27 protein-coding genes are annotated in these 24,720 nt (G+C 67.1%); 18 read left to right on the top strand and 9 right to left on the bottom strand.

The window, feature by feature from the left end; all coding sequences use genetic code 11:
* Nucleotides 1-73 precede the first annotated feature (73 nt).
* Both ACFK0J_RS25555 and ACFK0J_RS25550 read left to right on the top strand, forming a co-directional pair.
* Nucleotides 74-307, top strand: coding sequence for a helix-turn-helix domain-containing protein (locus ACFK0J_RS25555; protein WP_040736162.1), 234 nt, complete (start codon nt 74-76; stop codon nt 305-307).
* Between the two features lie 121 nt (nt 308-428).
* Nucleotides 429-989, top strand: coding sequence for a dihydrofolate reductase family protein (locus ACFK0J_RS25550; RefSeq protein WP_378743007.1), 561 nt, complete (start codon nt 429-431; stop codon nt 987-989).
* Here ACFK0J_RS25550 and ACFK0J_RS25545 read toward each other — a convergent pair.
* From ACFK0J_RS25545 to ACFK0J_RS25530, 4 genes are all read right to left on the bottom strand, one after another.
* Entirely contained in the window at nt 983-1,912 is a 930-nt protein-coding gene (locus ACFK0J_RS25545) for a hypothetical protein (RefSeq protein WP_378731450.1), read from the bottom strand. The genes ACFK0J_RS25550 and ACFK0J_RS25545 overlap by 7 nt on opposite strands.
* Before the next feature lie 44 nt (nt 1,913-1,956).
* Nucleotides 1,957-2,418, bottom strand: a complete 462-nt coding sequence (locus ACFK0J_RS25540; protein ID WP_378731448.1) for a hypothetical protein — start codon at nt 2,416-2,418, stop codon at nt 1,957-1,959.
* Nucleotides 2,419-2,692: 274 nt separating this feature from the next.
* Nucleotides 2,693-3,169: an acyl-CoA thioesterase gene (locus tag ACFK0J_RS25535; protein WP_378731446.1), complete on the bottom strand. Its 477-nt coding sequence runs from the start codon at nt 3,167-3,169 to the stop codon at nt 2,693-2,695.
* Nucleotides 3,170-3,189: 20 nt separating this feature from the next.
* Nucleotides 3,190-3,603: a cupin domain-containing protein gene (locus tag ACFK0J_RS25530; RefSeq protein WP_378743005.1), complete on the bottom strand. Its 414-nt coding sequence runs from the start codon at nt 3,601-3,603 to the stop codon at nt 3,190-3,192.
* Nucleotides 3,604-3,760: 157 nt separating this feature from the next.
* Here ACFK0J_RS25530 and ACFK0J_RS25525 point away from each other — a divergent pair, with 157 nt between their 5' ends.
* The 4 genes from ACFK0J_RS25525 (at nt 3,761) to ACFK0J_RS25510 (ending at nt 7,116) form a co-directional block, all read left to right on the top strand.
* The gene (locus ACFK0J_RS25525) at nt 3,761-4,267 is read left to right on the top strand and encodes a MarR family winged helix-turn-helix transcriptional regulator (RefSeq protein WP_378731444.1); all 507 of its coding nucleotides are present in this window, start codon (nt 3,761-3,763) and stop codon (nt 4,265-4,267) included.
* Nucleotides 4,268-4,342: 75 nt separating this feature from the next.
* Nucleotides 4,343-5,869: an amidohydrolase family protein gene (locus tag ACFK0J_RS25520; protein WP_378731442.1), complete on the top strand. Its 1,527-nt coding sequence runs from the start codon at nt 4,343-4,345 to the stop codon at nt 5,867-5,869.
* Nucleotides 5,870-5,964: 95 nt separating this feature from the next.
* On the top strand, nt 5,965-6,099 hold the full coding sequence (locus ACFK0J_RS25515) for a hypothetical protein (protein WP_378731440.1): 135 nt from the start codon (nt 5,965-5,967) through the stop codon (nt 6,097-6,099).
* A gap of 195 nt (nt 6,100-6,294) precedes the next feature.
* A complete protein-coding gene (locus tag ACFK0J_RS25510; RefSeq protein ID WP_378731438.1) occupies nt 6,295-7,116 on the top strand; it encodes an SDR family NAD(P)-dependent oxidoreductase in 822 nt (273 codons plus the stop codon).
* 97 nt (nt 7,117-7,213) lie between these two features.
* Here the strand turns inward: ACFK0J_RS25510 and ACFK0J_RS25505 are convergent, their stop codons facing one another.
* Both ACFK0J_RS25505 and ACFK0J_RS25500 read right to left on the bottom strand, forming a co-directional pair.
* The gene (locus tag ACFK0J_RS25505; RefSeq protein ID WP_218470032.1) at nt 7,214-7,780 is read right to left on the bottom strand and encodes a TetR/AcrR family transcriptional regulator; all 567 of its coding nucleotides are present in this window, start codon (nt 7,778-7,780) and stop codon (nt 7,214-7,216) included.
* Between the two features lie 87 nt (nt 7,781-7,867).
* Complete coding sequence (locus ACFK0J_RS25500; RefSeq protein WP_378731436.1) at nt 7,868-10,687, bottom strand: aconitate hydratase; 2,820 nt, start codon at nt 10,685-10,687, stop codon at nt 7,868-7,870.
* Nucleotides 10,688-11,054: 367 nt separating this feature from the next.
* On the opposite strand from ACFK0J_RS25500, the gene ACFK0J_RS25495 reads away from it, so the two are divergent.
* From ACFK0J_RS25495 to ACFK0J_RS25450, 10 genes are all read left to right on the top strand, one after another.
* The gene (locus ACFK0J_RS25495; protein ID WP_378731434.1) at nt 11,055-11,630 is read left to right on the top strand and encodes a DUF6676 family protein; all 576 of its coding nucleotides are present in this window, start codon (nt 11,055-11,057) and stop codon (nt 11,628-11,630) included.
* Between the two features lie 264 nt (nt 11,631-11,894).
* Nucleotides 11,895-13,310, top strand: coding sequence for an NlpC/P60 family protein (locus tag ACFK0J_RS25490; RefSeq protein ID WP_378731432.1), 1,416 nt, complete (start codon nt 11,895-11,897; stop codon nt 13,308-13,310).
* Nucleotides 13,311-13,458: 148 nt separating this feature from the next.
* The gene (locus ACFK0J_RS25485) at nt 13,459-14,676 is read left to right on the top strand and encodes an AAA family ATPase (protein ID WP_378731430.1); all 1,218 of its coding nucleotides are present in this window, start codon (nt 13,459-13,461) and stop codon (nt 14,674-14,676) included.
* A gap of 26 nt (nt 14,677-14,702) precedes the next feature.
* Nucleotides 14,703-15,659 (top strand): DUF58 domain-containing protein, encoded by a 957-nt coding sequence (locus ACFK0J_RS25480; RefSeq protein WP_378731428.1) that lies wholly within the window; start codon nt 14,703-14,705, stop codon nt 15,657-15,659.
* Nucleotides 15,656-16,657 (top strand): VWA domain-containing protein, encoded by a 1,002-nt coding sequence (locus ACFK0J_RS25475; RefSeq protein WP_218470026.1) that lies wholly within the window; start codon nt 15,656-15,658, stop codon nt 16,655-16,657. Before ACFK0J_RS25480 ends, ACFK0J_RS25475 begins: the two co-directional genes overlap by 4 nt.
* Before the next feature lie 280 nt (nt 16,658-16,937).
* Nucleotides 16,938-17,603 carry a molybdopterin-dependent oxidoreductase gene (locus tag ACFK0J_RS25470; RefSeq protein WP_378731425.1) on the top strand — a complete coding sequence of 222 codons (666 nt, stop codon included), beginning with the start codon at nt 16,938-16,940 and terminating at the stop codon, nt 17,601-17,603.
* 58 nt (nt 17,604-17,661) lie between these two features.
* The gene (gene fabG1 / locus ACFK0J_RS25465; protein WP_218470024.1) at nt 17,662-18,384 is read left to right on the top strand and encodes a 3-oxoacyl-ACP reductase FabG1; all 723 of its coding nucleotides are present in this window, start codon (nt 17,662-17,664) and stop codon (nt 18,382-18,384) included.
* Between the two features lie 44 nt (nt 18,385-18,428).
* On the top strand, nt 18,429-19,265 hold the full coding sequence (gene inhA / locus ACFK0J_RS25460) for an NADH-dependent enoyl-ACP reductase InhA (protein WP_378731423.1): 837 nt from the start codon (nt 18,429-18,431) through the stop codon (nt 19,263-19,265).
* 15 nt (nt 19,266-19,280) lie between these two features.
* Nucleotides 19,281-20,342 carry a ferrochelatase gene (locus ACFK0J_RS25455; protein ID WP_378731420.1) on the top strand — a complete coding sequence of 354 codons (1,062 nt, stop codon included), beginning with the start codon at nt 19,281-19,283 and terminating at the stop codon, nt 20,340-20,342.
* 71 nt (nt 20,343-20,413) lie between these two features.
* A complete protein-coding gene (locus ACFK0J_RS25450; protein WP_378731418.1) occupies nt 20,414-20,938 on the top strand; it encodes a hypothetical protein in 525 nt (174 codons plus the stop codon).
* Nucleotides 20,939-20,970: 32 nt separating this feature from the next.
* Here the strand turns inward: ACFK0J_RS25450 and ACFK0J_RS25445 are convergent, their stop codons facing one another.
* The 3 genes from ACFK0J_RS25445 to ACFK0J_RS25435 form a co-directional block, all read right to left on the bottom strand.
* Complete coding sequence (locus ACFK0J_RS25445) at nt 20,971-21,213, bottom strand: trypsin-like serine protease (RefSeq protein WP_378731416.1); 243 nt, start codon at nt 21,211-21,213, stop codon at nt 20,971-20,973.
* On the bottom strand, nt 21,113-21,928 hold the full coding sequence (locus tag ACFK0J_RS25440) for a hypothetical protein (RefSeq protein WP_378731414.1): 816 nt from the start codon (nt 21,926-21,928) through the stop codon (nt 21,113-21,115). Before ACFK0J_RS25440 ends, ACFK0J_RS25445 begins: the two co-directional genes overlap by 101 nt.
* Before the next feature lie 90 nt (nt 21,929-22,018).
* Nucleotides 22,019-22,846, bottom strand: coding sequence for a DUF3097 domain-containing protein (locus ACFK0J_RS25435; RefSeq protein ID WP_378731412.1), 828 nt, complete (start codon nt 22,844-22,846; stop codon nt 22,019-22,021).
* A 141-nt stretch (nt 22,847-22,987) separates the two neighbouring features.
* On the opposite strand from ACFK0J_RS25435, the gene ACFK0J_RS25430 reads away from it, so the two are divergent.
* On the top strand, nt 22,988-23,419 hold the full coding sequence (locus tag ACFK0J_RS25430; protein ID WP_378731410.1) for an NfeD family protein: 432 nt from the start codon (nt 22,988-22,990) through the stop codon (nt 23,417-23,419).
* Nucleotides 23,419-24,717 carry an SPFH domain-containing protein gene (locus ACFK0J_RS25425; protein WP_378731408.1) on the top strand — a complete coding sequence of 433 codons (1,299 nt, stop codon included), beginning with the start codon at nt 23,419-23,421 and terminating at the stop codon, nt 24,715-24,717. The genes ACFK0J_RS25430 and ACFK0J_RS25425 overlap by 1 nt, the downstream gene beginning before the upstream one ends.
* Nucleotides 24,718-24,720 lie beyond the last annotated feature (3 nt).

The following is a 24,720-nucleotide window of genomic DNA, read 5'->3' as shown; positions in this document are numbered from 1 at the left end:
CACAAGAATCCGTTGATCACGGACCCTCGAGTGCTTAGCCTGGAAAGAGCTGCTCGGCGACTCGGAGGAAGCCATGAGCGACAGGCCCACGCAAGTCAAAGCCACCCTGGGTAAGGGAACACGCGTCACGGGGAAGTCCCGGGACCGCCTACAGACCCAGCTGAAGAAGCAGTACGAGGCAGGTGCGAGCATCCGCTCCCTCGCGCGAGCGACCGGTCGCTCCTACGGCTTCATCCACAACGTGCTGGTGGAGTCGCATGTGCAACTCCGCAGCCGCGGCGGTGCCAACCGCCGTAAGAGCCAGTAGCGGCCGGGGACTCGAAACCGGTTTCGGCGGTATGTTTTTCGCCGGAACCGATGAGTTCGGCTGACCTGCGCCGTCTGCACTGTCGAGGCACGACTCTCGAAAGGAGCCTCGGGTGCGGACAATGCTGCTGCAGATGATGGTGACGCTGGACGGCTACGCCGCCGGCCCGGATGGAGCGCTGGACTGGATCGAGGTCGACGACCCCGAACTGGACGCGTATCTGGCCGAGCTGCTCGGCGCGGTGGACGCCCAGCTGTTCGGCCGCGCCTCTTACGAGCTGCTCGCTCAGTATTGGCCGGGCGCGCAACAGGATCCGGCGACGCCCGGTGATGCGATGCTGGCTCCGTTGGTCAACGCGCTGCCGAAGATCGTGGTGTCCACCCGGCCGGATCTGGATCTGCCGTGGCAGCCCGCGCGCCGCATCGGCGCGGAGCTCGCCGCGGAGGTCGCCGAGCTGAAGAACGAGCCGGGCAAGCCGGTCGTGCTCTTCGCCGGTGCGCGCACCGCGCAGGAGTTCCTGCGGCTCGGTGCGGTGGATGAGCTTCGGCTGCTGGTGTTTCCGGTACTGCTCGGTGCCGGGCAGCGGCTCTTCGATGCGGTGCCGCCGCAGCCGCTGCGGCTGGTCGAGGTGGTTCCGTTCCCCACCTCGGGTGTCGTGCTGCAGACCTATCGCCGTCAGTAGTCCTCGACGGCGCCATCGCCGTCGACGAGGAGGTTGGCGAGGCTGCGGAAGATGGGCAGGCCGGTCTTGATCTCCAGATAGGCGAACTGTCCCTGCGGGTTGACCTCGAGGAAGTAGTACTCGCCGTCGAGGCCGAGCCGAATGTCCAAGACACCGAAGGACAATCCGAGCGCACCCATCAACGTGGCCAGCGACTTGCTCACCGAGGCGGGCAGATGTTCGGGCACGAAGTCGACCGAGGTGTCCAGGCGGGAATCGACGCGGCCGACACCGGCCTGCGAGTCGATGCGCACCGACCATTCGACGCCGTCCACCCAGACGACCCGCAGATCGCATTCGGCATCGACATAGTCCTGGAAGGTGGTCGGCGCGGAGCGGATGCCCGCCAGTCTGCCGTAGTCCGCCTCGGTGATGATCCTGGTCTCGGCGAATTCGGCTCGGCTGGTTCCGGTGCGCTTGTAAACGACTGGGCCCGGCCGTGATTCGACGAAGCTGCGGGCCTCGTCCGGATCGTTGGTGATCAGCGTTTCCGGTACCGCGAACCCGGCCCGCAGCGCGGTCTCCAGTTGCACGATCTTGCGGCCCGCGGTGCGGTCGGCGCCTGGGTCGTTTACCCAGTTGGCCGGAATGGACCACAGCAGGCCCTGGATGAACCCGTCGCATTCGGCCTGGCGGAAGTCGTCGTCGGTGGCGCGGACCCCGGCGGGCACCTGGCAGGGATGCGGGCGTCGCCACCAGACCGAGCGCACATCGTCGAGACCGATCAGGTGCGAGAACGAGCGCGCGGTGCCGAGCCGGTCCAGCCGGAAACTGGCCGACTCACGCGGGAAGTCGCGTAGGTCGAGGTGAACCGCGCTGAGCCCGTGGTGTTCTCGCAGCGTCGCCGCCATGGCGGTGCCGTGCAGATCGTCGGCTTCCGACACGATGAGGACCGAACCTGGCCGGCGTGCCGCCATGCGTGGGCCGCTCAGTCGAGACTGTCGCAGTTGATGCCGTCATCGCTGGTCGCGAACGACTTGGTCTGACAGTAGGTGAAGGTGGCGCCGTGGGAGCCGGTCAGGTCGACGAGTTGCAGGCTGTCGGCCCAGGTTTCGGTGAGTCGCTGCAGTTGCTCGTCGCCGAGGGCCGCCGAGGGTGCCTCCGGGATCGTCATCGGCCGGTCGACGAGATCGATGCGCATGCGGCGGGTGAAATCGGCGGTGGCGCCCGCGCGGATGTCCACCAGCACGGGGCGGCCGCGGTCCGGTGCGAGACCGTCGGGCAGCGCCGAATCGAGCACACGCAGGACATCGGACCGACGGAAAGTCCACGTTCCCTCGGCGACCCGCACGGTGATATCTCGTTCCGACTCCGCTACCAGCAAACCCTGGAGCGGCGGGACGCGGTTACCCTTCGGCGCGGTTCCGGGGAGGCGGAGTGCGTCGGTCATAACTGTTCTCCGATCTGGCTGCTTCCGATCTGCTCGCGATTTGCCACGACCCCCGAGCGTGAGTTGGATCATATCGCGCAGAGTGCGCGGATCGGTTCGGATCGAGAGATTTCACGGCCGGTGGCAAACCGGATTTCGGTGCCGGATGCGCTAGCGCCGAAAGTTTTTCGGTGGACCGAGGATAGTTCCGGCGCAATCACTTAGCTACTTCCAAGTGGCAAGAAACTGAGAGGTATAGCCCAGGATTGGCGGCTGTGCATCCGTACGTACCGATTCAAAGACCGAGCAGGTCGGGCCGCTCGGCCAGGCCCGCCATGCGCTCACCCGGCTCGGTGACGAGCTTGCGGGCGGTGAGATCGAGCAGGCCGGTGAGCACCGATATCTCGGCCGCGACGGTCCCGTCGAGTTTGCGGATCTCGTGCCGGAAGCGGAAGGTCTTGCCGGTCTGCCAGGCGAACTCGACGGAGACGGTGACCTCGTCGCCGCTGCGCAGTTCGCGCAGATATTTGATGGTGGTCTCCAGTACTACCGGCCCGATGCCGCTGGCGATCAGCTTGTCCTGGGGCAGCCCGGCCGCGCGGAGCAGTTCCCATCGGGCGTGTTCGGCATATTGCAGGTAGACCGCCTGATTCAGGTGGCCTTGCGTATCGAGCTCGTAACCGCGGACGACAATGGGGACGGAAAAGGTCATCTCCGGCGAACCTCCTTCGAGGGCGGAATTGTTCCCGACCTGCATTGATGGGTTGGTCACAGCCGAATTGTGCACGAGCTTCAGTGGCGGTTGGCGTTCCGCTCGGTCCACCAGCGCGGCGCGTCCACGAAGTGGTTGTCGAATTCCTCCTGTGCCGCCGCGAGGTCGGCCAAGGTCGATTCGCCCTTGGCGATCCGGTCCAGTAAGCGGAAGTACTCGAAGCGCTCCGTGCCGGGCATCAGGGCGATCATGATGCGCGCGCCGCTGTCGGGGGTAGCACCGAAGGCGTGTGGCATGAACTTCGGCACGACTATCGAGCCGCCCGCACCGACCGTGACGATCTGGTCGCCCGCCAGCAGCTGCAATTCGCCGTCGGCAACGTAGAACAACTCGTCCGAGGTGGTGTGGTAGTGCGGTGCCGCGCCATCGGCACCTGGAGCCATGGTGACCTCGAGGGTGCTCAGCGCTCCGCCCGCCTCCTCGGCGTCGAGCAGCAGCCGCACGGTGACCGTGTCGGTCCGCAGCGTCTCGGCGTCCTGTGGCTGCCGGATCGCAACGTCCTTGCGGGGGGTGGTGATCATGGTGGCTCCAACTGATTCGGTGATTGATAATTCGCTACCGAACTATATATCGGTGAATAGAATCCTGTCCATGGCAGAGCACAAACCGGATCACGTCGACGCGATCGTGAACCAGTGGCGGCGCGAGCGCCCGGATCTCGAGCTGGACGCGATGGCGATCCTCGGCCGCCTCGGCCGCCTGCTCATCGTGGCCCAGCGGGTGATCGAGGAGGTCTTCACCGCGCACGGATTGCAGCGCGGCGAGTTCGATGTGCTTGCGGCGCTGCGCCGTTCGGGCGATCCATGGGAGCTGAACCCATCTGTCCTCGCCGACACGCTGATGCTGTCCCGGGCGGGCATGACCGGGCGCCTCGACCGGCTGGAATCGGCCGGGCTGGTCCGGCGGATCGCCGATCCGGACGACCGCCGTGCCGTGCGCGTGGCACTGACCGACGACGGCCGCACGCTCATCGACAAGGTCGTCACCGCGCACACCGAGAACGAAACTCGCATGCTGTCGGTGCTTTCCGCGAAAGACCGCCGCGAACTCGACCGCATTGTCCGCGCGTTGCTCGGCAGTCTCGAGGAAGACGGCTGAGCTGGTGCCGAAGTCATTGCGGCCCAGGCGGTTACCTTTCGTCGTAGACTGCGGTCGAGCGACGGGGAGGTGGCCGTGCGCGAGATCGAGCGCAGTGAATTCCTGGCCTGGGTGGCCAAAGGTGCCGTCGGTGCGGTAGCGGGCGGCGTTCTTTCGAGCCTGGCCGGCCGGTCGGCGGGTGCCGATCCAGGACCGTCCGCGCCGGTGACGGTGCTGGCCGGGGCGACGGTGATCGATGGCACCGGCGCGCCCCCGATGCCGGATGGCACGGTCGTGCTCGCCGGTGACCGGATCGTGGCGGTCGGACGATTCCCCGAGATCCCGCTGCCGCCCGGGGTGCGAATGCTGGATCTGGCGGGCAAATTCGTCATCCCCGGGCTGTGGGACATACACACCCACATCGCGGACGCCGAACGAACCTTTCTGCCGCTGCACGTGGTGCACGGCGTGACCGGGATCCGGGAGATGTGGGGCTTCCCGCATACCGGGGATCTGCGTCGGCGGATCGATGAGGGGAAGCTGCTCGGCCCGCGGATGGTGTTCGCGGGCAACATCATCGACGGCCCACCCGGCATCTGGCCCGGCTCGGAGGTGGTCGCCACCGAGGCCGAAGCGCGGGCGGCGGTGCGGCGGACCAAGGCGAATCAGGCCGACTTCGTCAAGGTCTACTCGCTGTTGTCCCGCGAAACCTTCACCGCGATCGCGGACGAGTCGCGAAAGGTGGGGCTGCCCTTCGCCGGTCACGTGCCGCACCGCATTCCGGTGGCCGAGGCGGTCGAGCTCGGACAGCACACCATCGAGCACATGTACGGCATGCAGCTGTCCACGTCTACCCGAACACCCGAGTTCTACGCCGAAATCGAGGCCACGTGGTCGGATCCGAAGGTGGAGCTGGCCCGCCGGGGCTCGATGGAACGGGAAGCCGGAGAGACCTACAGCCCGGAACGCGCTGCGGCGCTGTTCGATCGGATGATCCAGCAAGGCACCTGGCAGTCGCCGACCATCACGGTGGAACAGCGATATCTCACGGGCGCACCCACCCAGGGGCCGGACGCAGCGGAGATGCTGCGCTACATGCCGGGCTTCGTCCGGCAGTTCTGGACTGCACGCGGCACGGGTGAGCAGCCCTCCGATGCGGAGATCGACGTGGCGCAGCAGAACTTTCAGGCGCGACTGCGGCTGATCGGGGCGATGAACGCGGCGGGTGTGGGCATCGTGGCGGGTACCGATGCGGGCAATCCCTTCGTGTTTCCCGGCGCCTCATTGCATGAAGAGCTGGCTTGGCTGGTGCTGGCGGGGCTTTCGCCGATGCAAGCCTTGCAGGCCGCGACCGTCAACGCCGCGCGGTGTGTGGGTCTGGAGCAGGTATCCGGCACGATCGCGGTCGGCAAGTACGCGGATCTCGTTGTCCTGGACCGTGATCCGTTGGCCGATATCGGCAATACGCGCCGAATCCATGCCGTGGTATCGCGTGGGCGGTATCTGTCCGATCAGGACCGGGCACGAATCTTTCGCGAGGTCGAGGTGGCGGCCGCGGAAGACGACGGTGAGGTCCTGCCGAGTGGCGGGATGCTGCCGCACTGCTGCGCGCACGGTAGGTGAGCGCGCCAGCTCCGGGGATGCGCTCGCGCTAAGGAACCGTCAAATCAGGTGCGGATGGCTTGCCCCTGATCTCGGTGATCGGTTTGGATCACGGTATGACCGCAACTTCCGGCCTTCGTCGCGCGCTGCGCGGACTGCTCGGTGTTGCCGTGTGCCTCGATGTGGAACTTCCCTCCGCCCTGGAGCGTGTCGGCTTCGGGAGCGAGGACGAGCCGCCGAGTCCGGTGTGATCCATTAGCCGCGTTGCGGAATTGTGCTGCGCGGCAGCATCTCGCGCACGTTCTTGCGCGGAACCTGCACTCGCGTGCCCGGCCGGTGCCGTGCCGCGCGAGTTCACCATCCGCGACCTCTGATCGCGGAGCCGTTCTTCGCGTGCGTCTTTCGCGACCCTGAGTCGGGACGCACGCTCACTCGATGGGAGAGCTATGTCCGAATTCTCGTCCGGCGGCCGGATCGTTCTGGTGACCGGCGTCGACGAACGCCTCGGCTACGCGACGGCGAAGCGCTTGGCCGCCGACGGTGTCACCGTGCTCCTGCACGCCCAGGACAAGGAACTCGCCGACGCCGCACTGGAACGACTGATCGGGGACGGCGCGGACCCGAACCGCCTGCGCATGATGCACGCCGATTTCACCAAGCTGTCCGAGGTCGACGAGCTCGCCGCGACACTGACCGCGACCGTGCCCGCACTCGACGCCCTGATCAACGCCGCGGCCATCCCCGGTCCGCAGCGCCGGTCGAACACCGCCGACGGCTACGAATTGACCTTCCAGGTCAACTATCTCGCACCGCGGCGGCTGACCATGGCGCTGGCCGTCGCGATCGCGGCCGCGCGGGGACGGGTGGTCTCGGTGTCCTCGCGGCTGCACGTCGGCGGCAATATCGACTACTCGGACATGGATCGAAACCGCGGTCTCTACACACCGATGGCGGTGTACGCGCAGGCGAAGCTGGCGTTGACGATGTTCACCCGCACCCTCGCCGAGAGCGGGCCCGCCGGGCTGACCGCCATCAGCGTGAGTCCCGCCGATTTCGAAATCGACATGCCGCAGCTGCGCAGCCACGCGGGCGCATCCCGCGATGCGGCCGCCGAGCTGCTTGCCATCCTGAGCGATGCGGCGACACCCGTCGTCAACGGCGGTTACTACGAAGGTCTCGAGCAGGCCAAGTCGGCCGCACTGGTGGGCAATTCGCGGGCCCGCGCCCGGCTGGCCGCCTGGAGCCGCCAGCCATCGCACGCCGCGTAACCCACCACCGTGGAACCATTTCACTGTGACCGACGGGGTCGGTGGCGGCTTCCTGAGTCTTGCTGGCGCGCACCGAACGCCGGATCCCCGTGCCGGGCTAGTCCCGCCGACGAACCGACGCTTCGACGAGATCCAGTACCGCCGTGAGGTTTTCGTTTGTGTGTCCGGAGGCGATGCGGGCGATCAATCCGTCGAGGACCAAGTCGAGGTAGCCGAGGAGGACGTCGGTGGGGACATCGTCGCGCAGGGCGCCCGCGGCCTTGCGGCGTTCGAGGCGGGCGAGGGTGGCGGCGGTGAGTTCGGCGGATCGTTGGGTCCAACCGGCGCGGAATTCGGGGTCGGTGCGCAGGCGGCGGGCGATCTCCAGGCGGGTGCCGAGCCAGTTGAATTGTTCGGGGTGGGCGAGCATGTCGCGCATCACCTGCACGATGCCCTGGTTGGCCGCCACGTCGGCCATCCGTTCGGCGTCTTCCTGCGCGAGGGCGAGGAACAGCGCGTCCTTGTCCCGGAAGTGGTGGAAGATGGCTCCGCGGGACAGCCCGATCTCTTCCTCCAGCCGCCGAACGGTGGCACCCTCGTACCCGTATTCGGCAAAGCAGCGCCGCGCCCCGTCGAGAATCTGACTGCGCCGGGCGGCGAGGTGATCGTCACTGACTTTGGGCATGGCGGGCGGGCTCCTCCAAGAGGTGTGAGAAGTCCGCGCACCGCGAAAACGCGGTGCGCGGACCCTCGACGTACGGCGAGTGCGTGATCAGCCGCGAATCATGTTGCGCAGCACGTACTGCAAGATGCCGCCATTGCGGTAGTAATCGGCCTCACCGGGGGTGTCGATCCGGACCACCGCGTCGAAGGTGATCTTCTCACCGTTCTCCTTGGTAGCCGTGACCTTCAAGGTCTTCGGAGTCACACCCTCGTTCAGCTGGGTGATGCCTTCGATGTCGAAGGTCTCGGTGCCGTCCAGCTTCAGCGACGCGGCCGACTCGCCGGCCGGGAACTGCAGCGGGATGACGCCCATGCCGATGAGGTTGGAGCGGTGGATGCGCTCGAAGGACTCGGTGATGACGGCCTTCACGCCGAGCAGCGAGGTGCCCTTGGCGGCCCAGTCACGCGAGGAACCGGAGCCGTACTCCTTACCGCCGAGCACGACCAGCGGGATGCCCGCGGCCTGGTAGTTCTGCGAGGCGTCGTAGATGAACGCCTGCGGGCCACCGTCCTGGGTGAAGTCGCGGGTGTAACCACCCGAGACGTCGTCGAGCAGCTGGTTGCGCAGCCGGATGTTGGCGAAGGTGCCGCGGATCATCACCTCGTGGTTACCGCGACGCGAGCCGTAGGAGTTGTAGTCCTTGCGCTCGACGCCGTTGGACTCCAGGTACTGCGCGGCCGGGGTGCCCGGCTTGATGTTGCCCGCCGGGGAGATGTGGTCGGTGGTGACCGAATCGCCCAGGTAGGCCAGCACGCGCGCGCCCTTGATGTCGGTGACCGGCGCGGGGGTCTGCGGCATGCCGTCGAAGTACGGCGGCTTGCGCACGTAGGTGGACTTGGGATCCCAGTCGAAGGTCTTGCCCTCCGGGGTGGGCAGTCCGCGCCAGCGCTCGTCACCCTTGAACACGTCGGCGTAGGACTTGATGAACATGTCCTGGCTGATCGACGCGTTGATGGTGTCCTGGATCTCCTTCGAGGAGGGCCAGATGTCCTTCAGGAAGACGTCGTTGCCGTCGGCGTCCTGACCCAGCGGGTCGGTCTCGAAGTCGAAGTCCATCGTTCCGGCGAGCGCGTAGGCGATGACCAGTGGCGGCGAGGCCAGGTAGTTCATCTTCACGTCGGGAGAGATGCGGCCCTCGAAGTTGCGGTTGCCGGAGAGCACCGCGGTGACCGAGAGGTCGTTGTCGTTGATCGCCTTCGACACGGCGTCCGGCAGCGGGCCGGTGTTGCCGATGCAGGTGGCGCAGCCGTAGCCGACCAGGAAGAAGCCCAGCTTCTCCAGGTAGGGCCACAGGCCGGCCTTGTTGTAGTAGTCGTTGACGACCTGCGAACCCGGCGCCATGGAGGTCTTCACCCACGGTTTGGAGGTCAGGCCCTTCTCGACCGCGTTGCGGGCGAGCAGCGCGGCGCCGAGCATGACCGACGGGTTGGAGGTGTTGGTGCAGGAGGTGATCGAGGCGACCACCACGGCACCGTGGTCGAGCACGAAGTCGCCGTACTCCTCCGAGGAGACCTTGACCGGCTTGCTCGGGCGGCCGACCGCACCGTTGGCGGCCGACGGGACGAACTCGGCGTCGTCGTCGGCGAAGGACAGCACCGCGGGATCACTGGCCGGGAAGGACTCCTCGATGGCCTCGTCCAGGTGCGTGTGCGGGGTGACGGCGGCGGGGCCGCTCTCCGCGTCGTTGGTGTAGTTGTGAATGTCCTTGCGGAAGGCGGTCTTCGACTCGCTCAGCAGGATGCGGTCCTGCGGGCGCTTCGGGCCGGCGATGGACGGCACCACGTCGCCGAGGTCGAGCTCGAGGTACTCCGAGTACGCGGGCTCGTGCTCCGCGTCGTGCCACATGCCCTGTTCCTTGGCGTAGGCCTCGACCAGCGCGAGCTGCTCTTCGCTACGGCCGGTCATCCGCAGGTAGTCGATGGTGACGCTGTCGATCGGGAAAATCGCCGCGGTGGAACCGAACTCGGGGCTCATGTTGCCGAGGGTCGCGCGGTTCGCCAGCGGAACCTCGGCGACGCCCCGACCGTAGAACTCGACGAACTTGCCGACCACGCCGTGCTTGCGCAGCATGTCGGTGACGGTGAGCACCACGTCGGTGGCGGTGACGCCGGGCTTGATCTCACCGCTCAGCTTGAAGCCGACGACGCGCGGGATCAGCATCGAGACGGGCTGGCCGAGCATGGCCGCCTCGGCCTCGATACCGCCGACGCCCCAGCCCAGGACGCCGAGGCCGTTGACCATCGTGGTGTGCGAGTCGGTGCCGACGCAGGTGTCCGGGTAGGCCTGGCCGTTGCGGACCATGACGGTGCGGGCGAGGTGCTCGATGTTGACCTGGTGCACGATGCCGGTGCCCGGGGGGACGACCTTGAAGTCGTCGAACGCGCCCTGGCCCCAGCGCAGGAACTGGTAGCGCTCGCCGTTGCGGGAGTATTCGATGTCGACGTTGCGCTCGAAGGCGTCGGCGCGGCCGAAGACGTCGATGATGACGGAGTGGTCGATGACCATCTCGGCGGGCGCCAGCGGGTTGACCTTGTTCGGGTCACCGCCGAGGGTGGCGACGGCCTCCCGCATGGTGGCGAGGTCGACGATGCAGGGCACGCCGGTGAAGTCCTGCATGATCACGCGGGCAGGCGTGAACTGGATCTCGATGCTCGGCTGGGCCGACGGATCCCAATTCGCAATGGCGCGAATGTGATCGGCGGTGATGTTGGCGCCGTCCTCGGTGCGGAGCAGGTTCTCCGCGAGGACTTTGAGTGCGTAGGGGAGTTTTTCGGTGCCGGGCACGGCGGAGAGGCGGAAGATCTCGTAGGAGTTGCTTCCGACCTCGAGGGTGCCCTTGGCGCCGAAAGTATCGATACTTGTCGTCACGTCAGCTCCACTCGTCTGTGAGGGTTGGCCGTCGGCGGGGCTGTGCCGGCGACCGATCTTTTCGAGCGACCTGCAAGCGGTCGCTACGGGTGTCTTTGCAGGTGCTCCAGCGCCGGAAGGCGCCGGTTCCTCGCGCTACGACCTTAACAGTACGCTTGTCCTGTGAGCCAAGTGGGCCTCGACGGAACACTGGATGTGACAGCGAGGGCCGGTCGGCGTCAAGGCGCGTCGCGTGCCGTGTGCGCGTACTACGACTCGCGGTCGCGTACTGTGCATTCGGAGCCAGCCCGGGGAGCCCCGCGCTCGCCTGCAGTGTTGGATGCACGTCGCTTCGGATGCCGATGCGGCTCGACAGACCGGATGGAAGATGACCGTCTCGCACACCTCGGTTTTCACACCCATGGCCGCCGAACTGCCACCGAACATCACCGAGGACACCGTCACCACCATCAATGCCGATCTGGCCGACAATCACGTCGCCACGGTGGGTGGTAAGGATCAGACGGAGTTGGCGGCAGTCGCCGCCGACGCGAGAGCGCACGGAATCCCGCTGAGCATCGTGGTTGTTCCCGGCAATCCAGGCCACGATTCGAGCTTACGTGACCTGGCCACCGAGATCGGCAAGACCCAGCACGGCACCGTGGTGGTGTTGAGTGACGACTGGGTCGGCACCTATAGCGACTCGATCAGCCGGGTCCGGCTCGAGTGGGCCGAGGACAAGGCGAAGTACAAGGGCGGCCACTCCGCCGAGGCGGCACGGCTTTTCGTGGACAAGCTGGAGCAGCCGGAGGCTGTGTCCTGGACCGTGATCGCCAGTGTGTTGCTGGCGGGTACGGCTGCCGTGGTCGTCGGGCTGTACTTCGTGAAGTCGCGTCGGCGTGCCGAACCTGCCACGCCGGTGGGGGTTTCCGACGCCGAGGGCGACCGGGCTTCCACTTCATAGCTGGTTTCTACTCAGCTACTTTTCCTGACCGTCGGTATGTTCTACCGACTGGAAACCTTTGCCGCATCCGGCTAATTACCGGCAAAGGGCAAATTACCTGCCTGTCATTCTGTTGCTGGAGTTCCTTTGGTGACGGAAGTGTCGTACGGTCGTGTAGTTGCTGATGGGGAAGAAGTGCTGTCAGGGGCATCTGCTGACCATTGTGCTTGCTGGTTCGGTCGGTGCTTACGGGGTGTTGCTGGAGTCGGGTCCTTGGGAGGTGCGATGCGCAACAACGGCGAGGCCGCCCTTCGGCGTCCGATGGGGATCGCCCTGGGGTTGCTGGTGTCGGTCGTCCTGATGCTCGCCGGACCTGCCGTCGCGGTGCCGCCCGCCCCGCCGAATCCGAGCGACGGCCAGCTCGCCGACGCCGGAGCGCAAGTCGACGCGGGCGTGACCGAGGTCGGCGCGCTGATCAATCAGGTCGCGGTGGTAGACCAGCAGTTGCAGCAGCTCGACAGTGAGGTCGCCCGCAAGCGCGAGGAAGTGAACAAGGCACTCGTCGATCTGCAGAACGCGCGGGACGCCGCGGATGCGGCCGCGGCCGTCGTCGTCGAAACCCAGCGCGAATTGGCCGACGCCGGAACGCGAGTCGGCGCGGCGCGGCGCAACTTCGATCAATTCGCCGCGCAGGCCTACACCCGCCCGGCCGCCGATTCGATGGTCGTCTACCTCGCCGCCGCCACCCCGGCCGCCGCCCTCGATCAAGCCCAGTTGCTGTCCCTGGTGTCGAAGAACCAGCAGCAGGTGCTGGACCGACTACGCCGTGCCCAGATCGACCAGGGCAACAAGAATTCCAGTGCGCGCCAAGCGAAGTCGGACGCCGACGCGGCCGCCGCGGCCGCCGAGCAGAAGAAGATCGACGCCGAGCACGCGGTCGCCGCCGCCAAGGCCGCGCTGGACCAGCAGACGGTGCAGCGCGACAACCTGCTCCGCGAGCGTCAGGATGCGCAGGGCCGTTTGGATTTCGCGCGCCAGCACGTGGCAGGACTACAGGGCCAGCGCGAGGCCTACCTGAATTGGGATCAGCAGCGCAAAGCGGAAGAGGCCGCGGCCCGCGCCGCCGCCTCGGCCGCCGCCGCTCGGGCCGCCGCCGATCAGAACGCGCAGGGGCGCGCCGGGCAACTCGGCGAAGGTAAACGCCCACATACGCAATTGGAGAACGCGCCACCGCCGCGGCAGAGCACACCGCGGCCGAGCCTGCCGTCCATCGGTGGCGCCGCGGCGATCGAAACGGTGGTCGACCGCGCCATGTCCCAGTTGGGCGTCATCTACGCCTGGGGCGGCGGGGATGAGAACGGTCCGACCTACGGCATTCGCGACGGCGGCGTCGCCGACAGTTTCGGCGACTACAACAAGGTGGGCTTCGACTGCTCGGGTCTGATGATCTATGCCTTTGCCGGAATCGGGGTTTCGCTGCCGCACTACAGCGGGTACCAGTACAACGCAGGCACCCGAGTGCCGGTAGCCGAGCGGGCCCGCGGCGACATGCTGTTCTGGGGGCCGAACGGCAGCGAGCACGTCGCGCTGTACCTGGGCGGCGGGCAGATGGTCGAGGCGCCCCAGTCGGGTGAGGTGGTCCGGGTATCGGCGGTGCGTGAGGGCGGCATCATGCCGTACGCGGTGCGGATCGTCAGCTGACGCTGACGATTGCCCGCCGAACCGACATACTTGCCCAACCGGACACCCGAACCTTCGAATTCCCTTCATGTCGGGTCCGGTTGCGGCACATACGGCCATTACCTGGAATAGTTGTGGCAGCACGCACAGGACCAAGGCGAAAGCGGGGATGTTGGTGACTTCGACAGATGGTGTGAGCGGGGCGAATTTGGCGAAAGATGCGCCTGCGCCCGTGGCGAGCACCCTGGAGCGTGACGTCCAGACCCTGGAGAAGGCGATCTACGAGGTCAAGCGGGTGATCGTCGGCCAGGACAGACTGGTCGAGCGGCTGCTCGTCGGTGTGTTGGCGCGCGGCCACGTGCTGCTCGAAGGCGTGCCGGGTATCGCGAAGACGCTGGCCGTCGAGACCTTCGCCAAGGTGGTCGGCGGCTCGTTCTCCCGGGTGCAGTTCACCCCGGACCTGGTGCCGACCGACCTGATCGGTACCCGCATCTACCGGCAGGGCCGCGAGGAATTCGACACCGAGCTCGGTCCGGTCGTCGCGAACTTCGTGCTCGCCGACGAGATCAACCGCGCGCCCGCGAAGGTGCAGTCGGCGCTGCTCGAGGTGATGGCCGAACGGCACGTCTCGATCGGCGGCAAGACCTACCCGATGCCGAATCCGTTCCTGGTCATGGCGACCCAGAACCCGATCGAGAGCGAGGGCGTGTACCCGCTGCCCGAGGCGCAGCGCGACCGCTTCCTGTTCAAGGTCGTCGTCGACTACCCCTCGGTCGAGGAGGAGCGCGAGATCATCTACCGGATGGGTGTCACCCCGCCGGAGGCGACGCGCATCCTGGAACCGGAGCAGGTTGTCCGGCTGCAGCAGGTCGCTGCCAACGTGTTCGTGCACCACGCGTTGGTCGACTACGTGGTCCGGGTGATCGCGGCAACCCGCAAGCCCGCCGACTTCGGCATGCAGGACGTGGCCAGCTGGATCGCCTACGGCGCCTCGCCGCGTGCCAGCCTCGGCATCATCGCCGCGGCCCGCGCCGTCGCGCTGATCCGCGGCCGCGACTACGTGGTGCCGCAGGACGTGGTCGAGGTGATCCCGGATGTGCTGCGCCACCGACTCGTGCTGTCCTACGACGCACTCGCCGACGAGATCAGCCCGGAGGAAGTGATCAAGCGGGTGCTGCAGACCGTCGGCATGCCGCAGGTCGCCCCGCAGGCCGTCGCATCGGGTGCGCCCGCCGCGCCCGCCCTCGGTTCCGGTGCGCCGCAACAGGGTTCGGCACCGCAGCAGGGTCCCGCGCAGCATCCGCAGCAGCAGAGCGTTCCGCAGCCCGTGCCGCAGCCGCCGAACGGGCAGCAGTCCCAGCCCGCCGGCAACGTCCAGAACAAGTGACCGCGGCGCCGGAACCGCTTCCCCGAGTGGCCAGGTCTCCCCACGCTCCGCCGTCGTTCCAGGCGGGCGAGCTGACCGACCCGCGGCTGACCGCGGCGCTGAAAACGCTCGAGCTCACCGTGCGGCGCAGGCTCGACGGCGTGCTGCACGGTGACCACCTCGGTTTGATCCCCGGCCCCGGCTCCGAGCCGGGTGAGGCGCGCACCTACCAGCCGGGTGACGATGTGCGGCAGATGGATTGGTCGGTCACCGCCCGCACCACCCACCCGCACGTGCGGCAGATGATCGCCGACCGGGAGCTGGAAACCTGGATGGTCGTCGACCTGTCGGCGAGCCTCGACTTCGGTACCGCGTACTGCCAGAAGCGCGACCTCGCGATCGCCGCCGCGGCCGCCATCACCCATCTCACCAGCGGTGGCGGCAACCGGATCGGCGCGGTCGTCGCCACCGGCGAGCAGCTGGTTCGGATACCCGCGCGCAGTGGGCGGGTGCACGCGCAGTCGCTGCTGCGCAGCATCGCGACCACGCCGCACGCCCGCGACGGTGTGCGCGGCGATCTGCGCGGCGGCATCGAGTCGCTGCGCCGCCCGCAGCGCAAGCGCGGACTCGCGGTGATCATCAGCGACTTCCTGGGTGACATCGACTGGCAGCGTTCGCTGCGCGCCATCTCGGCGCGGCACGACCTGCTCGCGGTGGAGGTGCTCGACCCGCGCGATCTGTCGCTGCCCGACGTCGGCGACGTCGTGCTGCACGATCCGGAGACCGGGCGCACCCGCGAATTCAGCGTGACCCCCACGCTGCGCGCCGATTTCGCGGCCGCCGCGCAGCGGCATCGGGAACAGGTCGAACAGGCTTTGCGTAGTTGCGGCGCGCCGGTGCTCACCCTGCGAACCGACCGGGACTGGATCGCCGATGTGGTCCGGTTCGTGTCCACTCGGCGCCACAGCTTCGGCGCCCCGACCGGGCGGGTGCCACGCCAGTGAGTATTTCGCATTTCACCGCGCAGATCTGGCTCGGCTTTCTTGCCATCATCGCGCTGATCGCGCTCGGCTACATCCTGGTGCAGCGCAGCAGGCACAAGCACATGCTGCGGTTCAGCAATATGGAGCTGCTGGAGAAGGTCGCTCCGGCGCGGCCGAGTCAGTTCCGGCACGTGCCCATCGCGCTCATGCTGGTCGGTTTGGTGTTCCTGACCGTCGCGGCGGCCGGGCCGACGGCGGTCAAGAAGGTGCCACGCAACCGCGCCACCGTGATGTTGGTGATGGACGTGTCGCTCTCGATGGAGGCGACCGACGTGCCGCCGAGCCGGATCGAGGTCGCGAAGAAGGCCGGTAAGGAGTTCGTCGACGGTCTTCCGGTCGGCCTGAACATCGGGTTCGTCACCTTCGCGGGCACCGCCTCGGTGATGGTGACGCCGACAACGAACCATGAATCGGTCAAGGCGGCCATCGACAACGCGAAACTCGCCGAGCGCACGGCAACGGGCGAAGGCATCATCACCGCACTCCAGGCGATCGACACGCTCGCCTCGGTACTCGGTGGCGCCCAAGACCCGCCGCCCGCCCGAATTGTCTTGATGTCGGATGGAAAACAGACCGTCCCGGCCTTCGACGACATGGACAACCCACGGCACGAGTACGTAGCCGCCCGACTCGCCAAGAACAAGAACATCCCGATATCGACGATTTCCTTCGGCACCAAATGGGGTGTGGTCGAGATCCCGCGGGAAGACGGCGGTCGCGATCAGGTGAAGGTGGAAGTCGACGACGAGGCGATGCAGGAAATCGCGCGGCTGTCCGGTGGGGAGTTCTATACCGCGTCGTCATTGCAGGAGTTGACGAAGGTATACGACACGTTGCAGCAGCAGATCGGTTACGAGCTGACCAGAGGTGACGCCAGCCGTCCGTGGTTGCTGCTCGGACTGCTGCTGACCGCCGCGGGCGTCATCACCGGCCTGCTCTATCGCCAGCGGATTCCATAGCACGAAAGTGGTTGCGCGCCCGCCGTTCCGGCATCGCCGAACGGCGGGCGATTGCCGTGTCGGCCAGTTCGGTGTCAACCGATCCGGTGGGTGGCACGGCGGCGAAATGTGAGAATTGTCGGACTGTATCCGTTGCCACACTGGGATGCACCGCCACCGTCCTACAGTGGTGTCCTAGCTGCTGACGATGCGTCCCGCGGTACGGAGACATCGGCTCGGCGGGTCCTGCGGAGCCGCTGATGCTCGACGCTCCGCACTGCGGTTCGAAGAAGGATCGCACGTGACACTTCCCCCGGGCCAACGCGCCGTCGATGGATTCCCTCGGTTCGGCACCCATCTCCACCACCCGCCGCCGCCAGTCCCCGCCGACCCGGTGATCGAGCTCGGCGGAGCCTTGACCGAGGCCATCACCTTGTCCGTGACCGAGCTCGAAAAGCTACCGCGGCAAGAGATTCGAGCCGACTTCCACTGTGTCGCCGGATGGTCGGCAACCGACCTGCTGTGGGAAGGAGTCGCGTTCGAGACCCTCTACCGCACGCGGGTCGAACCACTGCTCGCGACGGGTGCGTCGATCAGCCATGTGGTCTTCGAAGGTCTCGACGGCCATCGGTCGATCGTGTTGCTCGAGGACACCCTCGCCGAGGATGTGCTGATCGCAGACCGGCTCGACCGGCGCCCGCTCGACAGCGACCACGGCGCTCCAGTGCGGCTGGTCAGCCCCGGCCAGTACGGCTTCGTCAGCACGAAGCACCTGTGCCGCATCGAATTCCATACCGCCGAACCGCCGGATCCGGAGCGCTGGTCGCCGCTCGCGGCGCACCGCAGGGCGCGGGTCTGGCAGGAGGAACGGCACCGCTATCTACCCGGCCGGTTGGTGCGGCCCATCTACCGGGCGCTCATCGGGCCGATCCGCAAGCTGAGTGCCCGAGGCAGCCTCAAACGGTAGCGGGCGCGGGGGCCGGGCCGGTCGTGACCGACGGATCGGACCAGGTAGGTTGATGCCCATGTCGAACATCACATCCCGGTCCGTCCTGGTGACCGGCGGTAACCGTGGCATCGGTCTCGCAGTCGCACAACGCTTAGTCGCCGACGGTCACAAAGTGGCCGTCACGCATCGCGGTTCGGGCGCGCCGGACGGCATGCTCGGCGTGAAATGCGATGTGACGGACTCGGAGTCGGTGGACCGCGCGTTCGCCGAGGTCGAGGAGAAGCAAGGTGCGGTCGAGGTGCTCGTCGCCAACGCGGGCATCGTCGATAACACGCTGCTCATGCGGATGAGTGAAGAGCAGTTCACCCGAGTCATCGACGCCAACCTCACCGGCGCCTTCCGCTGTGCCAAGCGGGCCAACCGGTCGATGCTGCGCGCGAAATTCGGCCGCATCATCTTCCTCGGCTCGGTGGTCGGCCTCAAGGGCGGACCCGGGCAGGTCAACTACGCCGCTTCCAAGGCGGGCCTGGTCGGTATGGCGCGTTCGATCACCATGGAGATCGGTTCCCGCAACATCACCGCCAATGTCGTCGCGCCCGGCTTCATCGAAACCGACATGACGCGCGAAGAGGTCACCGAGGAAATGCGCGAGCTGGTGCTGAAGTACGGCATTCCGGCGAAGCGGATGGGCCAGCCGGAGGAGGTCGCCGCGGCGATCAGCTTCCTGGCCTCCGATGATGCGGGCTACATCTCCGGCGCCGTCATCCCGGTCGACGGCGGCCTCGGCATGGGCCACTAGTAACCTCCTTCCGACACCCTCGAATTCAGGAGAACCGAAAACCTATGGGCGGACTGCTCGAAGGCAAGACCATTCTGGTCACCGGCATCATCACCGACTCGTCGATCGCGTTCCACGCGGCCGCTGTCGCGCAGGAGCAGGGCGCGAAGGTGATCATCACCGGCATCCCGGAGCGGCTGCGGCTGATTGATCGGATCGCCAAGCGGCTGCCGCAAGAGGTCCCCCCGGCCATCCCGCTCGACGTCACCAACGAGGAAAACCTCGGCGAGCTCGCCGACAAGGTGCGCGAACTGGCGCCCGAGGGCGTCGACGGCGTGCTGCACTCGATCGCGTTCGCGCCGCGCACGCTGATGGGTCCGGAGGCGCGTCCGTTCCTCGACGGTCCCGGCCCCGACGCGGCCAAGGCGTTCGAGATCTCCGCCTGGAGCTACGCGTCGCTGGCCCGCGCCGTGCTGCCGGTGATGAACGAACGTGGCTCGATTGTCGGCATGGACTTCGACCCGCGCACCGCGATGCCGTACTACAACTGGATGGGTGTGGCCAAGGCCGCACTCGAGTCGGTCAACCGGTATGTGGCGCGAGAAGTGGGCGCCGCCAAGAAGATTCGCTCCAACCTCATCGCCGCGGGCCCGATCAAGACGCTGGCCGCCAAGGCCATCGCGGGCACCGCGACCGACGATGCCGCCAAGCTCAACCAGCTCAACCAGTACTGGGACGGCGCGTCGCCGATCGGCTGGGATGTCGACGACCCGACGGTGGTCGCCAAGTCGATCGTCGCGCTGCTGTCGGATTGGCTGCCCGGTACGACGGCGTCGATCATCTACGTCGACGGCGGGGCGAGCCACAACACCTGGTTCCCCGAGGGCATGTCGATCAACTGACGCGAGGAGGGCACTGTGGCTCGGGCTGCCGACGCACTTTTGCTGCTGTCCTTCGGTGGCCCGGAACGCCCCGAGGACGTGATGCCATTCCTGGAGAACGTCACTCGGGGCCGGGGCGTCCCGCGCGAACGCCTCGAAGCGGTCGCCGAGCACTACCTGCACTTCGGCGGCGTCTCGCCTATCAACGCCCTCAACCGCGACATCATCGCGGCGGTCGAGGCCGAATTGGCCGGTGCCGGAATCGATCTGCCGGTGTACTTCGGTAATCGGAATTGGGATCCGATGGTGGAGGATACCGTCGCGCGGATGGCCGCCGACGGTGTCCGCTCCGCCCTGGTATTCCCCACCTCGGCGTGGGGTGGCTACTCCGGTTGCCTGCAGTATCACGAGGACATCGCAAGAGCCCGTTCCGCTTTCGGTGACGGCGCGCCGGAGCTGGTGAAACTGCGCCAGTACTTCGACCATCCGCTGTTGATCGAGGCCTTCGCCGACGCCATTCGGGCTGCCCGGCAAGAACTTCCGGCCGACCGTCGCGACGACGCCCGCCTCGTTTTCACCGCACACTCCATCCCGCTATCCGCTGATACCAGCGCGGGTCCGCCCGCCGACGGCGGCCACCTGTACAGCCGTCAGGTTGCCGAGGCCGCTCGATTGGCCGCCGCCGCAACTGGTTTCACCGATTACGACGTCGTCTGGCAATCGCGCTCCGGCCCACCGCAGGTGCCCTGGCTCGAACCCGACATCGTCGACCACCTCGACGACCTCGCCGCCAAGAATGTCGACGCTGTGGTCGTCTGTCCCGTCGGCTTCGTCTCCGACCACCTCGAGGTGATCTGGGATCTGGACAACGAGGCGACGGAAAAAGCCGCCGAACTCGGCATGGCATTCGCCCGCGCGGCCACGCCCGGCACCGATCCTCGCTTCGCCGAACTGGTCGTCGAACTCATCACCGAGCACCTCACAGACCTCGAACCGCGCCGCCTCGGCGAGGTCCCGGGCTATGGCTGCACGCTCAACGGCACGCCGTGCGCCGTCGGTTGCTGTGCGCCGCCACGGCGGGTCGCCGCCGAAAAGTGAGGTGAATCGGGTTGCGCTAACATCTCATTCGCCTTCGGAGGAAGCCGAAGCGGGGTGAAAGATGAGATTCGATGACGTATACCGATATGCTGACGGCGACTGGACTGCTGGATCCGCAGCTCTGGTCCGACAACACGGTCTGGACGGCCGCGCTGGAGTCCAGCGAAGCCCGGCGCCGAGGTAGCAGGGGGCGGGGAAAAGGCGGCGGGTGGATAGTCGGGCTGATCTGTATCGGGCTCGTCGTGGTCGGCGTCGCGGTTCTCATCTGGGCCTCGGCCCGCAAGAAGCGCAATGCCAACCCGCAGGGACAGACGCGATTTCCGCAGCAGCACAATGGGTCACCGCCTTATCTGCCGCCGCAACCATACGCCGGACAGCAGCCCTACCAGGGACAGCAACAGCCGTATCCGGCGCAGCAGCAACCGTACCCGTATCCCGGCCAGCAGCCGTATCCAGGACAGCAACAGGCGTATCCCGCCCAGCAGCACTCATATGCGCCGCAACAGCAATACCAGCAGCCATATACGCCGCAGCAGCCACATCCGGTGCAGCAGCAGTACCCGCAGCAGCAGTACCAGCCGCCTGCGCAGCACTGAACACGAAGGGCTGACGTGCCGCTGTCCGGCGATCAGAACATGACGGCGGACAGCTCGGTATAGACGCCCGAAAAGCCTGGGCGGGCAGCGCCTTTGCCCCACGAGCTGAGGCCGACCAATTCGCCGTCGACGAAAAGTGGACCGCCGCTGTCGAATTGGTCGGTGTTCGGGGTATCAGGGCGTGCTTCGGGCCGCCGCGTGGATCGCCACCAGACGAGCGGCGCGGATCGCGTCCCACAGCGGACGCAGCAGCGATTCCTGGGCGCCGATGGCACTGGCCGAGGTGGGGGAGGAAGCCGGTTCCCGTTGCGCCACCGTAAGGATGGCGGCGACATGATCGGCGGTATCGAGAATCCGCCTGGCGCGCAACGGGATCGAGTCCGGATAGTCGTGCCGCGAGTAGTCGGCCAGCTCGGCTTCGATGAGTTCCCTGGGGTCCGAGTCGGCCGAACCGACCGAGGTCGTGTGCAGCTGCATCAGCGCGTCGGCGGCATCCCGGACCGCTTCGCGCATCGCGTATTCGGCCTCGCCGAGCGACATGTCCTGGCCCGGCGCTTGTGGAATCGGGGTGCTGTACACGGCCCACTGGAGCGTGTCGTCGTCGGTCCACTGCGGGATCAGGCCGGTGCCGTCCGTGCCGGGCACGCCGATGAGCAGACCCTCCTCCGCCTCGATCGCGTCGGCCGCGAAGGCGGTACCGGTGGGCAGGCCGCGCACGTCGCCCGGCACCGGAAGCACCAGCCGCAGCTGCGCGCCGGGCTGTGCCATGGTTTCCCGAATCACCTTGAGCAGCGCCATCATTCCGGTGCCAGGCAGGTTGCCGCGGGACGACCACGGCAGGTCGGTGCGGCCACCGGTGACCGGGTCACCGGCGGCGATGGTGTGCGTGGGCGCCCACGCGTGCAGCGCCTCCAATACGTCATCGGGCGCGCTACAGCCGGCCAGCCATGAGCCGGCCCACACCGTCAGCGTGGCACTAGGAGAGCACATAATTATCGAGCATAAAGGGTGACGGTTATTCGCGGGCATTCCCGTGAACGGCATTGCTGAGCAGCGGCGCGAGTCCGGCGCACGAACCTGCTATTGCGGTTCGGTCACGAAGTCGATGAGGCGTTCGACCGCCCCGATGAGCGGCGCCTCCAAGTCGCGGAAGGATTCGACCGCGCCGTAGACCCGCCGCCAGCCGTCCTGCGGCGTGCCCCAGCCCAGCCGGTCGCACACGCCGGTCTTCCAGTCCTCCCCGCGCGGTACCTGCGGCCACGCGGAGATTCCGACGGCCGCCGGGCGCACCGCCTGCCAAACGTCGATGAACGGATGACCGGTGACCAGAACGTTCGGGCCGAGCCCGGTGGTGAGCTGCGTCTCCTTCGATCCGGTGACCAGATGGTCCACCAGCACGCCGACGCGGCGGCCGGGTCCCGGCGCGAAATCGGTGAGCCGTTCGGCCAGATTGTCCAAGCCCGCCAGATGTTCGACGACCACGCCCTCGACCCGAAGGTCGTGCCCCCACACCCGCTCGACCAGCGCGGCGTCGTGCACGCCCTCCACCCAGATCCGGCTGGTCCGCGCGACCCGGGCGCGCAGACCTTCGACCCGGGTGGAGCCGGACGCCGAGCGGGTTTCCTGCTTCGGGGTGGCGGCCGTCGGCCGGATCAGCGTCACCGGTTCGCCGTCGATGAGGAACGCGGCCTCGCGCAGCGCGAACAGGCGCACCGCGCCGCGCGCGTCCTCCAGCTTCACGAACTCGCCGTCGTAGCTGCGATCGAAACCCACGACGGCGCCGCAGAATCCGCTGGCCGCGTCCTCGACCACGAGGTCGCGTTCGGCCGTCACGCGCGGTACCGCCCGCTTTTTCGCCCGGGAGTGTCCGGCGAAGATGTCGCCGCCATAGCTGTCATGCCCGTTCACCCGCCTGAAGCTAGCACCGCCGCTGGCGATTTCGGTACAGCGGCGCGGCCGGGTCGCCGCGGCCGGATTCGTGATTCACCCGAGATCTGTAGTCGCCTCAGTGCGGCCCGCGATCATGATCCGCCCACTAGAGTGGTCGGCGTGGCCGCAATAGTTTGGCTGGTCGCGGGCATCTTGCTCGCGGCGGCGGAGATGCTCACCGGGGACCTCACACTGCTGATGCTCGGTGCCGCCGCGCTCGGTACCGCGGGCATCAGTGCCGTCGCGGGTACCTCGATCGTGCTGGACGCGATTGTTTTCGGTGTGCTGACGCTGGTGTTGTTTCTGGGTGTGCGCCCGCTGCTGCGGCGCCGCTTCGGAACTCCGCCGCCGATCCCGACGAACGTGGATGCCTTGCAGGGTAAGTCCGCGTTGGTGCTCGAGCAGGTCGCCGAGCACTCCGGCCAGGTGAAGCTGGATGGCGAGGTCTGGACCGCGCGGCCGATGGACGAGTCCGAGGTTTATGAACCGGGAACAAAGGTGTATGTGATGAGGATCGAAGGCGCGACCGCCGTCGTTTGGAAGGGGCCGTAATGACTGTACTGATCGTTGCCGCTGTGCTCGTGCTGCTGGTCGTGGTGGTGGTCTTCAAGTCGATCGCGCTGGTACCGCAGGCGGAGGCGGCGGTGATCGAGCGGCTCGGCCGGTATTCGCGCACCGTCTCCGGTCAGCTGACATTCCTCGTCCCGTTCGCCGACCGCATTCGCGCCAAGGTGGATCTGCGCGAGCGGGTGGTGTCCTTCCCGCCACAGCCGGTGATCACCGAGGACAACCTCACGCTGCACATCGATACCGTGGTGTATTTCCAGGTCACCAGCCCGCAGGCGGCGGTCTACGAGATCAGCAACTACATCGCCGCGGTCGAGCAGCTCACCGTCACCACGCTGCGCAACGTGGTCGGCGGCATGACCCTGGAACAGACGCTGACCTCCCGTGACCAGATCAACGGCCAACTGCGCGGCGTGCTGGACGAGGCGACCGGCCGCTGGGGTCTGCGGGTGGCGCGGGTCGAGCTGAAGAGCATCGATCCGCCCGCGTCGATCCAGGAGTCGATGGAAAAGCAGATGAAGGCCGATCGCGAGAAGCGCGCGATGATCCTCACCGCGGAGGGCACCCGCGAATCGCAGATCAAGATGGCCGAAGGCGCCAAGCAGGCGCAGGTGCTGTCCGCCGAGGGCGCCAAGCAATCGGCGATCCTGGAGGCCGAAGGTGAACGGCAGAGCCGCATCCTGCGTGCCCAAGGTGAGCGCGCCGCCTCGTATCTGCAGGCACAGGGCCAGGCCAAGGCCATCGAAAAGGTCTTCGCCGCAATCAAGAACGGCAAGCCGACGCCGGAACTGCTTGCCTACCAATACATGCAGACGTTGCCGATGGTCGCCCGCGGCGACGCCAACAAGGTGTGGCTGGTGCCGAGCGATTTCGGTAAGGCGCTGGAGGGCTTCGCCACCAGCTTCGGCAGCAAGGGCGAGGACGGCATCTTCCGTTACGAACCGCCCGCCGCCGACAGCGAACCGGTCAAGGTGGAGGACGACTCCGACGTGGCGGACTGGTTCGATACCGCTCCGGACCCCACTATCGAACGGGCGGTCCGCGACGCCGAAGCGACCGCTCGCACGCCGGTGGAAGGCTTGATGACCCCACCGCCCACCGTGCCACGCCAGTCGTCGCCGCATCAATCGGTGATACCCGCGCAGGAGAAGGCTTTCCCGCCGCCGCAGGAGGAGACGCCGCCGGAGCAGCAGCAACCGCCGCAGCAGCAACAACAGCCGTCCTACCGCCCCGACGACCCGCATGGACGGCCGTGGCAGCCGCCGGAGAACTTCTCGAAGTAAGCG

It is taken from the genome of Nocardia brasiliensis (genome assembly GCF_042691675.1).
GTDB classification, from domain to species: Bacteria; Actinomycetota; Actinomycetes; order Mycobacteriales; family Mycobacteriaceae; genus Nocardia; species Nocardia brasiliensis_D.
This window is presented reverse-complemented; position numbering and strand designations above follow the sequence as displayed.

Coding starts and splice junctions, on each gene's coding strand:
- fabG1 (WP_218470024.1), top strand. CDS start 17,662: ATGTCGAACATCACATCCCGGTCCGTCCTGGTGACCGGCGGTAACCGT.
- ACFK0J_RS25540 (WP_378731448.1), bottom strand. CDS start 2,418: ATGACCGACGCACTCCGCCTCCCCGGAACCGCGCCGAAGGGTAACCGC.
- ACFK0J_RS25515 (WP_378731440.1), top strand. CDS start 5,965: ATGACCGCAACTTCCGGCCTTCGTCGCGCGCTGCGCGGACTGCTCGGT.
- inhA (WP_378731423.1), top strand. CDS start 18,429: ATGGGCGGACTGCTCGAAGGCAAGACCATTCTGGTCACCGGCATCATC.
- ACFK0J_RS25505 (WP_218470032.1), bottom strand. CDS start 7,780: ATGCCCAAAGTCAGTGACGATCACCTCGCCGCCCGGCGCAGTCAGATT.
- ACFK0J_RS25490 (WP_378731432.1), top strand. CDS start 11,895: ATGCGCAACAACGGCGAGGCCGCCCTTCGGCGTCCGATGGGGATCGCC.
- ACFK0J_RS25550 (WP_378743007.1), top strand. CDS start 429: ATGCTGCTGCAGATGATGGTGACGCTGGACGGCTACGCCGCCGGCCCG.
- ACFK0J_RS25440 (WP_378731414.1), bottom strand. CDS start 21,928: ATGTGCTCTCCTAGTGCCACGCTGACGGTGTGGGCCGGCTCATGGCTG.
- ACFK0J_RS25485 (WP_378731430.1), top strand. CDS start 13,459: ATGTTGGTGACTTCGACAGATGGTGTGAGCGGGGCGAATTTGGCGAAA.
- ACFK0J_RS25495 (WP_378731434.1), top strand. CDS start 11,055: ATGACCGTCTCGCACACCTCGGTTTTCACACCCATGGCCGCCGAACTG.
- ACFK0J_RS25525 (WP_378731444.1), top strand. CDS start 3,761: ATGGCAGAGCACAAACCGGATCACGTCGACGCGATCGTGAACCAGTGG.
- ACFK0J_RS25555 (WP_040736162.1), top strand. CDS start 74: ATGAGCGACAGGCCCACGCAAGTCAAAGCCACCCTGGGTAAGGGAACA.
- ACFK0J_RS25425 (WP_378731408.1), top strand. CDS start 23,419: ATGACTGTACTGATCGTTGCCGCTGTGCTCGTGCTGCTGGTCGTGGTG.
- ACFK0J_RS25450 (WP_378731418.1), top strand. CDS start 20,414: ATGACGTATACCGATATGCTGACGGCGACTGGACTGCTGGATCCGCAG.
- ACFK0J_RS25510 (WP_378731438.1), top strand. CDS start 6,295: ATGTCCGAATTCTCGTCCGGCGGCCGGATCGTTCTGGTGACCGGCGTC.